Here is a 13,040-nt window from a genome sequence, read left to right on the forward strand (position 1 = left end):
AGCCGAGGGGCAGGGAAGGGTTGGCTGGCTCAGTATCCGGTGCCTACCCTATGCCCACAGCCAGACTTACTCCAACTTGACCCAAGCCGCGTTTCTGGACGAGCTTTGCACACAAGCGGCTACAAATTTGACGCCGTCTAGCCCGTCGTGCACGGTTGGGTAAACAACGGACGCCTCAGGTGAAATCCCATTTCGGAAAGCCTGGATCGCCTCAGCAGCCTCTCCGTAAATATTGGCGAACCCTTCAAGATATCCTTCGGGATGGCCCTGAGGAACTCTGCTCAAGCGATTGGCAGCGTCACCAGCTCCAGCGCCATTGCGGGTGATCAGACGCTTTGGTTCGTTGTAGGGCGTGAACCAGAGATAGTTCGGGTCTTCCTGAGCCCACTCCAGCCCACCTTTTTCGCCGTAGACCCGCAACCGAAGTGCGTTTTCGTTGCCGGGAGCCACCTGAGAGGACCACAGCATACCCCGTGCTCCGCCTTCGAAGCGAAGCAAGACATGTGCGTTGTCATCGACTTGGCGCCCCGGCACGAAAGCTTGCAGATCCGCCGCAAGGCTTTCCGCCCTCAGCCCGGTCACAAAACAAGCGAGGTTGTAGGCATGGGTTCCGATGTCACCGGTTGATCCGCCCGCGCCGGAGCGTTCGGGATCGGTTCGCCACTCCGCCTGTTTGAAATCCTGCTGCTCGGTCAGCCAGTCCTGCGGGTATTCAACCTGGACGACGCGGATTTTGCCAATATCGCCGTTGGCAACCATTTCACGCGCCTGCCGAACCATTGGGTAGCCCGTGTAGTTGTGGGTCAGTATGAACAGGGCATTCGCGCTTTCCGCCGCTTTGACCAGTTTTTTTGCATCGGCAAGGGTCGAGGTGAGTGGCTTGTCACAAATGACGTGAATCCCACGTTTCAGGAATTCACGCGCGGCGGCATAGTGGACGTGATTTGGCGTGACGATTGAGACCGCCTCGATCCCGGATTTGAGCCGGGCTTCCCGGATCGCCATTTGTTTGAAGTCTTCATAGACCCGTTCGAGACCCAATGCCCGGCCGCTTTCAATGGATTTTTCGGGCGTCGAAGACAAAGCGCCGGCAACCAGTTCGAACCTGTCATCCAATCGCGCCGCTATGCGATGAACGCCGCCTATGAAGGCGTCATTTCCGCCGCCGACCATGCCAAGCCGAATGCGACCCGAGGCTTCTTCACTGCGTCCAGTAACCATTATTCGATCCCCAGCATTTTGCGATTGGCGGCTTCGTCAGTGCCACCGTCCGCGAAATCATCAAAGGCTTTCTCGGTCACACGGATGATGTGATCCGACACAAACTGAGCGCCCTCACGCGCTCCATCCTCGGGGTGTTTGAGACAGCATTCCCATTCGACCACAGCCCAGCCATCAAAGTCGTTCGCCGCCATTTTTGAGAAGACTGCCCCGAAATCCACCTGGCCATCACCAAGTGACCGGAACCGGCCGGCACGATCCACCCAGCTTTGGTATCCTGAATAAACCCCTTGCCGCCCGGTCGGGTTGAACTCGGCATCTTTGACATGGAACATCCGGATCCGATCCTTGTAGATGTCGATATTGTCCAGATAGTCGAGGCATTGCAGTACGTAGTGCGAGGGGTCGTACAACATGCAGGCCCGTGGGTGATTGCCTGTCCGTTCGAGGAACATCTCGTAGGTCACGCCGTCGTGGAGGTCCTCTCCGGGGTGAATTTCATAGCAGACATCAACGCCGCATTCCTCGGCGTGATCAAGGATTGGCCCCCAGCGGCGGGCGAGTTCATCAAATGCCGTCTCAATCAAGCCGGCAGGGCGCTGCGGCCAGGGATAGACGTAGGGCCACGCCAACGCGCCCGAGAATGTCGCATGCGCCGAAATGCCCAGGTTCTTCGAAGCGGACAATGCTTTTTTGACCTGGTCTACGGCCCATTCTTGCCGGGCTTTCGGGTTTCCTCTGACTCTCTCGGCGGCAAAGCCATCAAAGGCGCTGTCATAGGCCGGGTGAACGGCCACAAGCTGACCCTGAAGGTGCGTTGACAGTTCAGTGACTTCGACGCCATTTTCCCTGGCTTTGCCTTTGAAGTCATCGCAGTAATCGGTGCTGGACGCGGCCTGTTCAAGGTCGAACAACCGGCCATCCCAACTGGGAACCTGGACGCCCTTGTATCCACAGTCAGCCGCCCATTTGGTAATCGCGTCCCACGAATTGAACGGTGCTTCGTCCCCTGCGAATTGTGCAAGAAACAATGCTGGACCTTTGATCGTTTTCATAAGTTTCCTCCCCAAAACCTAAGCCGCTATGGCGGTAAATTTTCCCTCAGATAGATGTCGATACGGATACGTTCCTGCGCTTTGTTGAATGGGACTTTGTCCGAAGTCGCACGCAGAAGGCGGACGGCTGAACGAACAATGTGCCCGGTGTCTTGCGAGATCAGAGCGTCAAACGTGCCAAGCCTCAGAGCCTCTCGACTAAGCGGAGTCAGCTCATGCGCTATGATCACCAAATCCTTGCTGAGCTTGTTTTCCGAAAGGAATTGAATAAGGCCGGCATTGCCCGCTGCTGACGAGTATATTCCGACCAGATCCGGATAGGTTTCGAAGATCTCGGGCATCATCTTGTAAATCAGATCCGGGTCATCCCGGCCCTCAACAGACGCCACGACCTCGAGATGCGGAAACTCCTCGGCCACAACAAGATCAAAGCCCTGGCGACGCTCTAGGTGGTCACGTGCCAAACGAGAGCCAGTCAGAACCAGGACCTTGCCTTCCCGATGCACGAAACGCCCCATCAATTGACCGGCGGTTCGTCCTGCGGAAACGTTGTCAATTCCTACAAAGTGGTCTCGCTCGGAACTCGGCAGGTCAGACACCAAGGCAACCACCGGAACCCCTTTGTCCTTGAGCCGTCTCACGGCATCGCGAACAGAAGGCGTTTCGGGTCCGAAAACGGCAACTCCATCAACATCCAAACTATCGACAGCATCCAGAATGTTGACGATATCCTGCGGTTCAAACGGAGCGACCCTTTTGATCGTAATGCGTGTCCGCTCGATAAACTGGTCACGGGATTGCTCTGCGATCTGGTTGCTGATCGCTTCCACAAATTCATTGTCGGTGTCCGGCAAAACAAAAAGGAAATTGTAAACCCGGTTTCGTGCGAGGTTGGCCGCGGCGGTGTCGCGCACATACCCCAGTTCATCAATTGCCTTTTGTACTTTCTGAACGGTTACTGCGCGCACGCCGGGGCGCCTGTTCAAGACCCGGTCCACAGTCGCAAGACTGACGCCCGCAACCCGCGCGATGTCATTGACGGTTGGCTTCTTCACCAATTCTAGTTTTTGTTTTTGGTCTGCCACGTGTTCTTCAGCCCTCAAGCTCCCGAGCCAAGCCCTCGAATAACAAGGCAACGGCCTCAGCGCCGGGATCGTTATGTCCAACTAGGTTTTCTTCGGGAACATAGGCTGCTCGGCCCGCCTTCGCACGGCGAATTTTGGCTGTATTGTTTGCACCTTCGCGGGCGGCATGTGCGGCATGGGTCAACCCCGATGGGAGAGCGGCAAGCGCGGGTGCCAAGGCGTCAATCATAGTTCTGTCGCCGACCTTGGCGCCTCCAACTTGGCTGACGCGTTTCAGGCCTTCTTCCAGGGATTTGGCTACGGTTGCCCCATTGGCACATGCGTCACCAGCTGCGTTGAAGAAAATTGCAAGTATCACGCCGGAGGAGCCACCCATAGTCTGGCTCAATTCATTGCCCAACGCCGGAAACAGCTGAGTCAAATCAGCGAGCGGCATGCGGTCCAGGCTGCCTTGCAGCGCTCTTGCGGCCGTCGCCAATGTGCTTCCTGTATCGCCATCACCGGATTTCGCGTCCAGTTCGTTCAGGTTCTTCTCAGCGTTGATGAGGAGTTCAGACAAGCGCGAGATCGTTTCCCTTGTGGTGGGATTGTTCGAAGGAATTGGATCGATCGGCGTCAGGCCGTCAGGCAATGGTGCCACTTTGATCGGGTCGATGGAATTGACCCTGGGCCACGCGGCCAGATCAACAGGTGCTTCAAGAGCTGACAAATCGGCCTGATCCACGGGGAGAATGGAAACAGAAAACCCGTGCATATCCAGCGATGTCATCATGGGGGCCGGGCCGATGATATGGTGGGCTATACCGGTCTCGGACAAGGCGTGTGTTAGGACAGCCATTTCCAGCGGAGTCGTTGAGCCGAGATTGTTGACCAACGCCACACATTCCCCAGCCCCAAGCCGTTGCCTCAGTTTCTCCACCACTGTGGACATGGCCGAGACGGCATTTGAGAACTCGACTTGCTGCACACCCGGCTCGCCATGGATGCCCAAGCCAAGTTCCGCCTTGCCGGGTGCGATCCTGTCTTCTTTCGGAGATCCCGGAACGGTACAGGTGTCCAGGCTCATACCGATGCTGACAACTTTTTCGATGGTGCTACTGGCTGCTTTGGCAACGGTGTCCAGGTCAGCACCGTTTTCCGCAAGCGCTCCGGCGATTTTGTGCACGAACAACGTGCCTGCCACGCCACGTGGTTGCGGCAGGTCGGGCAGGGCGATGTCGTCGTCGACGACCACCATCTCAACCTTGCGACCCAATGCACGGGCGCGTTCAGCGGCCAGCCCAAAGTTCAGCCGGTCACCGGTATAATTCTTGACGATCAGCAAGCACCCAGCCTCACCCGTGACTGCAAGAATGCCCGCCAGAACCGCCTCGACAGACGGGGACGCAAACACTTCGCCGCAGACTGCGGCCGTCAGCATACCGGCGCCAACAAAGCCCGCATGGGCGGGTTCGTGACCTGACCCTCCACCGGACACCAACGCCACCTTCGACTTGTCCCAATCCGACCTGTAGACAACTTTGATATGCGGGTAGCCGTCCAGCCGGGTAAGCCTCCCTCCAGAGGAGGCCAGTAGTCCGTCTATGGCATCTGTTACCAGAGTTTCTTTTGTGTTGAGGAACTGGGCCATGCTTTGCTCCTTAATTCACCCGCGCGCCGGACGCGTCAAAATACAATGGGTTGTGGGGGCGGATTTTAATAATTTTTCCAGATGGATAGTCCTGGTGGACATCTATCAACGTCACGACCGGGTGACCGTTTAGGTCCAGGTGCAGCCGTGTTTGATCGCCCAGATGCTCGGCGCGTATCACGCGCGCCTCACTGCCTTCACCTTCAACGATGTTTTCCGGGCGAAGCCCAATCTGCGGACCCTTGTGGTCGCCTCCGAACAACTCGGACGGCAGGATGTTGATCCGTGGCAGACCCAACCTGCTGGCCACGTAAACGCTGCCGGGGTTTTCATAGATATCGCGAGGGGTACCGTACTGAACCAGCCTGCCGTTTTCCAAAACGCCGATATGCGTGGCCATTGTCATGGCTTCCACCTGATCATGGGTCACATAAAGCAAGGTTGATCCCAGGTCGGCCTGAATTCTCTTCAACTCGACCCGCAAATCCGCCCGAAGCTTGGCGTCCAAAGAGCTGAGCGGTTCGTCCATCAGGAAGATCTGGGGGTCACGCACCAGCGCCCGTCCGATCGAGACACGCTGCATTTCGCCGCCAGACAGTTCGGTGGCTTTGTTATCCAGCTTGTGCGGGATCTGCAGGATCTCCGACACTTCGGTGACCTTCCTCGCGATCTCATCCTCTGGCGTCTTCAGGATCGGCGACCGCAGAGGGAAAGACAGGTTTTCACGCACTGTCATATGCGGGTACAGCGAGTATTGCTGGAAAACCATCGCCACGTCGCGCTGGGCGGGTGTATCCATCCCGACGTCGCGCCCGGCAATGCGAACTGTGCCTGAATCCAGTTTCTCGAGCCCGGATATCAATCTCAGCGTCGTTGTTTTTCCCGCACCCGTCGGACCCAACAACACCACAAAGGCTCCGTTGGGGATCGTCATTGAGATATCATCCACCGCTTTGATGTCGCCGAATGACTTCGAAATGTTTTCCAGAACGACTTCAGCCATTGCTCAGTACCTCGTCGTTCAGTGCGGACCTCAACGCGCGTCCGGTAGATTTTTCGAAAAGGGTTACTGCGGATGAGCGGAATTCCAATCCGACCGTCTCGCCGGGATTGACGGTTTCGCGGGCATCAATCCGGGCTTTCAGCTCTCCGTTCGGGCTTTGCAGCGTCACGATCTGGGTGGTTCCAAGATATTCTGCGGCCAGCACCTTGGCACGGTAGGCGCTGGCATCTGACAGAAAAACATGCTCGGGTCGAACGCCGAAAACCAAGTCACCTTCCGCACCTTCCATCAGTTTGGGCACGGCTTCGTCATGGCCATTCAGCCGTACCATTTCCGAGCCAGGCGCGACCGTTCCCTGAAACGGCAGGAAGTTCATCGAAGGCGATCCGATAAAATCCGCAACGAACATTGTGGCCGGTTTGTCGTAGATTTCCTGAGGCGTGCCGAATTGCTCAATTACAGCGTTGTTCATCACAACGATTTTGTCGCCCATTTGCATGGCTTCCAGTTGGTCATGTGTGACGTAAACAGTGGTTGCGCCCATGCGATCGTGGAGCGCGCGCAATTCTTCGGCCATGTGCTCACGAAATTCGGCATCCAAAGCGCCAAGAGGTTCGTCCATCATGAATGCCTTGGGCTCGCGAACAATTGCGCGACCCAGCGCCACGCGTTGCCTGTCGCCACCTGAAAGCCCACCCACCGGGCTGTCGAGGATGTCGTTTATCCCCAGAATTCCCGCGACTTCTTCGACTTTGGCTTTGACAGCAGCGCGCGGCATGCCCTGCGAAATAAGCGGATAGCTGATGTTCTTGCGCACGTTCATGTGGGGATACAGCGCGAACATCTGGAACACGAAGGCAATGTCCCGCTCTGATGGCGGCCGCTGGCTGATCTCTTCGCCGTCCAGATAGATTTCGCCCGACGTTGGAAGCTCCAATCCCGCGATCATCCGCAGCGTCGTCGTTTTCCCGCAACCGGAGGGGCCCAGCAGCATGAAAAACTCGCCGTCTTCAATCGTGAACGAACTTTCGCGGACAGCCGTGAAGTCGCCGAACATCTTCTTTACGTTTTTGACTACGATCTGGGCCATTTCTACTCCGGGAAATGGCTGACGATGATGAACATGACGGTTCCGATCAGCGTGACGATGAAAGAGTAAGTGAAGGCCCAAAGGACAAAGGGCTGCATCAGCATGAAGACACCCAGTGCGATGAGGATGGTTGCGACCATCTCCCATGGACCGCGGCGGAGCCGCACCAATCCGGAAAGAAACTCGCTCATTTGCGTACGGCTCCGAATGTAATCCCGCGCAGCAAGTGTTTGCGCATCAGGATGGTGAAAATCATGACCGGGATCAGGAAGATCGTCGCGCCGGCCGCAACGGCAGGCCAGTCCAGGCCGCCAATACCGATGATGGTCGGGATGAACGGTGGTGCAGTTTGCGCGTTTGCGGATGTCAGTAGCACGGCAAACGCGTACTCATTCCAAGCGAAGATCAGGCAGAAGATCGCAGTTGACGCAATTCCGGTAGCGGCTTGCGGCAACACCACTTTGTAGAAAGCCTGAAACCTCGTGTAGCCATCGATAAGGGCGGCTTCCTCGTACTCTCTTGGGATTTCGTCGATGAACCCTTTCAGCAACCAAACCGCCAGAGAGATATTTACCCCTGTATAGAGCAGGATCATTCCCAGATGCGTATCGCTCAGCCCAAGGTTTCTGAACATCAGGAAGATCGGGATGGCGACAGCGACCGGAGGCATCATCCTTGTACTCAGGATGAAGAACAGAAGGTCGTCCTTGAGCGGGACCTTAAATCGGCTGAACGCATAGGCAGCCAGCGTGCCGAGGAAGATACTCAAGAACGTCGAGCCAAATCCGATGATGACCGAATTCATGAAGCGCTCGCCGAACTTGGAGGGCCCAACGATCACCATGTCGTATTGGCGGACGATCTCATCGGCCCAGTTCTGCGGCGGGTTGGCTTCCAGAAACTCCTGTGTCTGCCTGGTGCGCGTGGTGAAAAGATTGACGTAACCTTCGAGCGTTGGGTCAAAGACCACTTTGGGCGGGTAGCTGATCGCGTCGGCGGGGGATTTGAACCCGGTCAGTAAGATCCAAACCAGCGGGATCATCGTGATCAGCGCATAAGTGATGACCAGGAAGCCTGCGATCCATTTGGACCGGTTCGAAGGTTCAGTGACGGAAAAACTGCTCATCTCTGTTTCACCTTGTTCAGGGCTTTGACGTAGATCGACGCAAGGCCGAACACGGTGACGAACAAGATGATCGCATAGGCCGAGGCGTAGCCCGTCCGCCACTTCTCAAACGCCTCTCGCTTGAGATTGATTGAGGTGAGTTCCGTTACAGATCCCGGTCCACCGCCGGTCAGCTGAACAACCAGGTCGAACATCTTGAAGTTCTCGATCCCTCGAAACAGCACAGCGAGCATCAGGAACGGCAGCACCATCGGAATGGTAATCGTAAAGAACTGCCGCAGCTTGCTGGCCCGGTCGATCTCAGCCGCCTCGTAGATGTAGTCGGGGATGCTGCGCAGCCCGGCCAGACAGATCAGCATCACGAAGGGGGTCCACATCCAGGTGTCAACGATCACGATCGCCCAAGGGGCCAAAGTGACCGACCCCAGCATTTCAAAGCTTGAGGGGTCCTTGCCGGTGAACCAGGACACGATGTAGTTGAACAGGCCGATTTGAGGCTGATACAGGAACTTCCAGAAATTCCCGACGACGGCCGGGGACAGCATCATCGGCAGCACGATGATCGTGGTCCAAAGATCGTTGCCCTTGAATTTCTTGTTGATCAACCACGCCAGCGTGAACCCGATCAGGACCTGGAAAAAGATTGTCCAGAACAGGAAATGCGCTGTTGCCTGCATATTCAGCCAGGTATCCGAGTCCGTCAGGATACGCTCGTAGTTCCTGAGTCCGACGTCTTTGACTTCGCGCCCGATCCGGTTGGCCTTGTAGTTGGTAAAGCTCAGCTGGATGGTCCAGATCAACGGAAAGATGTTGATCGCCAGCAATAGAAAAATCGTTGGGGAGATGAAAATCCAGGCGATCGCGCGGTCGGATAATCCTCGGATTTTTCGCGCAACTCGCTCGGGCGTTGCCTGCGCAACGCGATCTACGGTCCTGTCAGACATCTCTTTGCCAGCTCTTGTTGGTTTAGGACTCACGGGTGAAGGTGGAGCGGGATTGCACCCGCTCCTGCCTGTGTCCGGACTACAGCTTGCCTTCGTCTTCGAAGACTTCGGTCCAGTCTTGGATCAGAAGGTCAAGCGCTTCTTGAGCGGTGCCCTGGTCCGCAACCACGTAGTCGTGGATTCGCTTCTGCATCGCCAGCAGCAGTTCCGCATAAGCAGGCTCCTGCCAGAAATCCTGCACCCCGGCCATCGCTTCCAGGAAGTCACCGGCAAACGGCTGGCTGTCAACAAAACCCGGATCTTCCAGTACGGAGTTATGTGCCGAGTAGCCGCCGAGCTCCCACCATTTGGCCTGAACGTCCGGTTGTGCAAACCACTTGATGTACTCAAGTGCGGCGTCCTGTTTGTCAGAGTAGCTGACAACAGAGATACCTTGTCCGCCCAGTGTCGAACCTGCCTGATTTTGTGGTGGGTTCACAAAGAAGTCGATCTTGTCGCCGCCGGTATTGGGATCGGCGTAGAGACCCGGGAAGAACGCAAACCAGTTCATCGCCATGGCGACCTGACCGGACTTAAAGGCGTCCAGACTCTCACCCATGTAAGAGTTGGTATATCCCGGAGGCGTCGCCGTTTCGTAGAATTCCTTGTAGAATTCCAGAGCTTCAACCGCTTCGGGCGAGTTCACGGCGCCTTCCATGTCATAGGAACCCGGCGTGTTTTCGTATTTGAAGCCCCAAGGATACAGCGCTCCGGTCACACCCATGGTGATCCCTTCCGAGCCGCGCTCGGTAAAGATGGCTGCGCCATAGACAGTCTTGCCGTCGATCTCACGACCTTGGAAGAACTGCGCGATCTGCAGGAGTTCTTTTTGCGATTGAGGCTCGCGAAGATCCTGACCCGTCGCCTCTTTGTAAGCGGCTTGGATATCGGGGTTTTCGAACCAGTCCTTGCGGTAGAACCAGCCATTCGCATCGCCCATCGCTGGCAGCGCATAGTAGTTCGGCGTGCCCTTGGGCCAGGTCGAGTATGCATAGACGGTGGCCGGCGCGAAATCGTCCATGCTGATGCCTTCAGCATCGAAGAAGTCGTTCAGTTTCACGTAGTGGCCATTCTCAGCGCCCCCGCCGATCCACTGGCTGTCGCCGATCAACAAGTCGCAGAGCTTGCCCCCAGAGTTCAGCTCGTTCAGCATCCGATCCGCAAAATTCGGCCAGGGAACAAACTCGAAGTTCATCGTGTGACCGGATTCGGCTTCGAATTCCTTTGAAAGCTCGACAAGCGCGTTGGCCGGGTCCCATGCAGCCCAACAAAGCGTCAGATCTTCAGCATTCGCCTTGGTGGAAAGAGTAGTAGCGGCAAGGACTATTGCGCTGGCCGAGGCCAGTTTTGTGTAAGTCATCCATTCCTCCCTTTTTTCGCCGTCAATCGAGGATGTGCGAATCGCGGCATACCTCCAAGGCTATTTGAGGTACGCACATCAAGTCTAGATATTTTTGAGGTTCGTACCTCAAGCGGACGGTGGTTGACGATTGGTGCTCCTTTAAATCACTGATGTAATGTAATTTTATTCCATTTGGTCGGTGTGCATGTATTTTCAGCAGTGAGGCATTTAAGGGCCGCACCCTCCAAAAGTGGCCCAGCTCACAATCACGGCCATCAAGCGGCCACCGGATTTTGGAACCCGCTTGTGAAGCCCTAGCGGATTATTCGGTCGATACCTTTGAGGATTGGAGATAGCGTCAAACCGCACGGGCCACTCTGGATCGTGCATGACTTGTATGGTCAGGGGCAGACGTATGAATACGCTCTCTATCGTCAGATTGAACCGGTACCCAATCAAAGGCTTGAGTGCCGAGCCGATGCAAACCGTGACGCTGCGGGCAGGGGAGGGGATCCCGGGTGATCGCCTGTTCGGATTTGCGCGCTACAACTCCGGATTCGACGCACAGAACCCTCAGCCACTGCCGAAAGATCGCTTTGTTGTTTTGTTGAATGAGGCCGCGCTGGCAGGCGTTGAGACAAGCTTTGATTTTGAGACCCAAGATCTTGAGATCAAAGCGAACGGCAAAACACAAAGCTTCAATATGCGAACACCAGAAGACCGGATGAATGCAGCAAGTTTCCTGTCTTCAGAAATCGGCTTGAAAGATCCCGAACTGCCGGTATTCGTCTCGTCTGCTCCTCATCGGTTTACGGATGTGTCCGTCGTCTCCCCAAAGATGATGAACGCGATATCCGTTCTTAATCGCGCATCGGTGAGAGAGTTGGGTGAAAAACTGAATGCAGAGATCCAGCCAGCGCGGTTCCGCGCGAACATCGAGATAGACGGCTTGCCTTCGTTTTCCGAGTTGGATGCAGTTGGATCAGTTCTGAGATTTGGCGATGTTGAGTTGAAGATACTATCGCGTACGAAAAGATGTGCGGCCACTGAAGTGAACCCGGATACGGCCGAGCGTGACTTGAAAATACCCTATCTTATTAGGAAGCTGATGGGGCACATGGATATGGGAGTCTATGTCGAGGTGACCAAAGGCGGAACCCTAAGTGTCGGCCAACCCGGGGAAATGCTTGCCTGAATGCCGCCCCCCTCAGATTGGCGACCTCGGGAAACCCCTGTTCCATATTCAATCGTGAAAAAGATCTTCGGTTTTTGCTGGTTCGCCCGGGGTGGCGATGTCTACGCAGCGAAGCTCCCCTGAGAGCCATATTCCAACCAGTCTCGGTCTTCGGGATCCAGGTGTGCATCCATCATCGCGTCGTAGCTTGCCAGTTCTTCCGCCGTCAGTTTCCCGTGCCATTTGCCGCTCGTTCCGCTGTGGAAAAACTCGGCATCCGACTTGAAGAACCCTTTGCCACCTGAGGGGGCATAGCGTTCTGCTTTGTCCTTCATATTGTCGAAGGTCGCAGCTTGAACCAATTGATCCATGACTGCCTCTGAATGGGTCGTGCCCAAGATGTCAGCCAGCCTGAAGAACGTTCCTCTCAAGTCCCGGGTCATGTCTGCGTAGTGAAAAAGCGATACGTTCGGCCGGTCGGAAAGCGCCGCAGCGGCTTTGTAATGCCGAATGATATGGGCCAGTGGCATCGCATCGGTATCGAACCCTTCCGCCCCGCCGTCCAGAAAGCGACGGAATGTGATACCTTCTTCATCGTTCTCGGGATACCAGGTGTCAAACCAGGTCATTGGAATGTTTCTGACGTGTTTGCGATACGAGAAATGCGCATCGAGGGGATGACGAAAAACACAGATGTACTGTGCTTGATCATCCAGAGGTAACCCATCCATCGGTGTGTGGCTTTTCATGCTGCGTCGATGCTGCATGGCTTCGAGCCGCTCTGCGACTTCAGGCATTTCTCGGATTCGGATGTCTACCCACGGCATCTTCACGGACAACTCCGTTTCAACTTCTGGATCACCAGAAAACAACAGCGATACGATGGTTTGCATCCAGGTCGTGCCGCATTTCGGAGGTGTCACTACGAACACATCATCGGGGCGGATGCGAACCATATCCCAGCGTCTATTGTCGGTCAGGGGGCCAAGGTAGAGCTTTCGGTTTTTCACGTCTGAAAACTCCTCCGCGCGAATTGGTTCAGGAAAAGTGGAATGAAAGTGAAAGGCGACTGGTTCTCATGGCAGAAAGCCCAAAAAGCCAGTTGCTGCCTTGTTGAGTCAGGCCGGCAACAGAATGAGAGCGGAGCAGCACCTAAACGTTTTTCCAAAGACCGCTCAGGGTTCTGTCCAGCAAGCAGCGCGCAATGCCCGCAAAACGGAACCAAGCCGCCGTTCATCCTTTCCCTTGGACTGCGCTGGTCTTCAGTCCAAGGGGATGATTTGCCAGTCTGAATTCGACAAACAGTTGTCTTTGAATTCAGACTGGCGAAC

13 protein-coding genes are annotated in these 13,040 nt (G+C 55.7%); 2 read left to right on the top strand and 11 right to left on the bottom strand.

Annotated elements, in window-relative coordinates; all coding sequences use genetic code 11:
• Positions 1-66 precede the first annotated feature (66 nt).
• The 10 genes from ACR0EF_RS17900 to ACR0EF_RS17945 form a co-directional block, all read right to left on the bottom strand.
• Positions 67-1,221 (bottom strand): Gfo/Idh/MocA family protein, encoded by a 1,155-nt coding sequence (locus tag ACR0EF_RS17900; protein ID WP_170373378.1) that lies wholly within the window; start codon positions 1,219-1,221, stop codon positions 67-69.
• The gene (locus ACR0EF_RS17905; protein WP_170373379.1) at positions 1,221-2,276 is read right to left on the bottom strand and encodes a sugar phosphate isomerase/epimerase family protein; all 1,056 of its coding nucleotides are present in this window, start codon (positions 2,274-2,276) and stop codon (positions 1,221-1,223) included. The genes ACR0EF_RS17900 and ACR0EF_RS17905 overlap by 1 nt, the downstream gene beginning before the upstream one ends.
• Before the next feature lie 26 nt (positions 2,277-2,302).
• Entirely contained in the window at positions 2,303-3,361 is a 1,059-nt protein-coding gene (locus ACR0EF_RS17910) for a LacI family DNA-binding transcriptional regulator (protein WP_170343496.1), read from the bottom strand.
• Positions 3,362-3,368: 7 nt separating this feature from the next.
• A complete protein-coding gene (locus ACR0EF_RS17915) occupies positions 3,369-4,991 on the bottom strand; it encodes a dihydroxyacetone kinase subunit DhaK (RefSeq protein WP_170373380.1) in 1,623 nt (540 codons plus the stop codon).
• A gap of 10 nt (positions 4,992-5,001) precedes the next feature.
• A complete protein-coding gene (locus ACR0EF_RS17920; protein ID WP_170373381.1) occupies positions 5,002-5,994 on the bottom strand; it encodes an ABC transporter ATP-binding protein in 993 nt (330 codons plus the stop codon).
• The gene (locus ACR0EF_RS17925) at positions 5,987-7,084 is read right to left on the bottom strand and encodes an ABC transporter ATP-binding protein (RefSeq protein WP_170373382.1); all 1,098 of its coding nucleotides are present in this window, start codon (positions 7,082-7,084) and stop codon (positions 5,987-5,989) included. Before ACR0EF_RS17925 ends, ACR0EF_RS17920 begins: the two co-directional genes overlap by 8 nt.
• A 2-nt stretch (positions 7,085-7,086) precedes the next feature.
• Positions 7,087-7,275 (bottom strand): hypothetical protein, encoded by a 189-nt coding sequence (locus ACR0EF_RS17930; protein WP_170343500.1) that lies wholly within the window; start codon positions 7,273-7,275, stop codon positions 7,087-7,089.
• Positions 7,272-8,210, bottom strand: coding sequence for a carbohydrate ABC transporter permease (locus tag ACR0EF_RS17935; protein ID WP_010442361.1), 939 nt, complete (start codon positions 8,208-8,210; stop codon positions 7,272-7,274). Before ACR0EF_RS17935 ends, ACR0EF_RS17930 begins: the two co-directional genes overlap by 4 nt.
• Positions 8,207-9,154, bottom strand: a complete 948-nt coding sequence (locus ACR0EF_RS17940) for a carbohydrate ABC transporter permease (RefSeq protein WP_170332156.1) — start codon at positions 9,152-9,154, stop codon at positions 8,207-8,209. Before ACR0EF_RS17940 ends, ACR0EF_RS17935 begins: the two co-directional genes overlap by 4 nt.
• A gap of 79 nt (positions 9,155-9,233) precedes the next feature.
• On the bottom strand, positions 9,234-10,553 hold the full coding sequence (locus tag ACR0EF_RS17945; RefSeq protein WP_093965439.1) for an ABC transporter substrate-binding protein: 1,320 nt from the start codon (positions 10,551-10,553) through the stop codon (positions 9,234-9,236).
• 397 nt (positions 10,554-10,950) lie between these two features.
• Between ACR0EF_RS17945 and ACR0EF_RS17950 the strand changes: the two genes are divergently transcribed.
• Positions 10,951-11,730 carry an MOSC domain-containing protein gene (locus ACR0EF_RS17950; RefSeq protein ID WP_170373383.1) on the top strand — a complete coding sequence of 260 codons (780 nt, stop codon included), beginning with the start codon at positions 10,951-10,953 and terminating at the stop codon, positions 11,728-11,730.
• 101 nt (positions 11,731-11,831) lie between these two features.
• Here ACR0EF_RS17950 and ACR0EF_RS17955 read toward each other — a convergent pair whose 3' ends face one another.
• Positions 11,832-12,719, bottom strand: coding sequence for a sulfotransferase domain-containing protein (locus ACR0EF_RS17955; RefSeq protein ID WP_170373384.1), 888 nt, complete (start codon positions 12,717-12,719; stop codon positions 11,832-11,834).
• A gap of 42 nt (positions 12,720-12,761) precedes the next feature.
• On the opposite strand from ACR0EF_RS17955, the gene ACR0EF_RS17960 reads away from it, so the two are divergent.
• A complete protein-coding gene (locus ACR0EF_RS17960) occupies positions 12,762-13,001 on the top strand; it encodes a hypothetical protein (RefSeq protein ID WP_170373385.1) in 240 nt (79 codons plus the stop codon).
• Positions 13,002-13,040: the final 39 nt, after the last annotated feature.

It is taken from the genome of Ruegeria sp. CG8, from assembly GCF_056537165.1.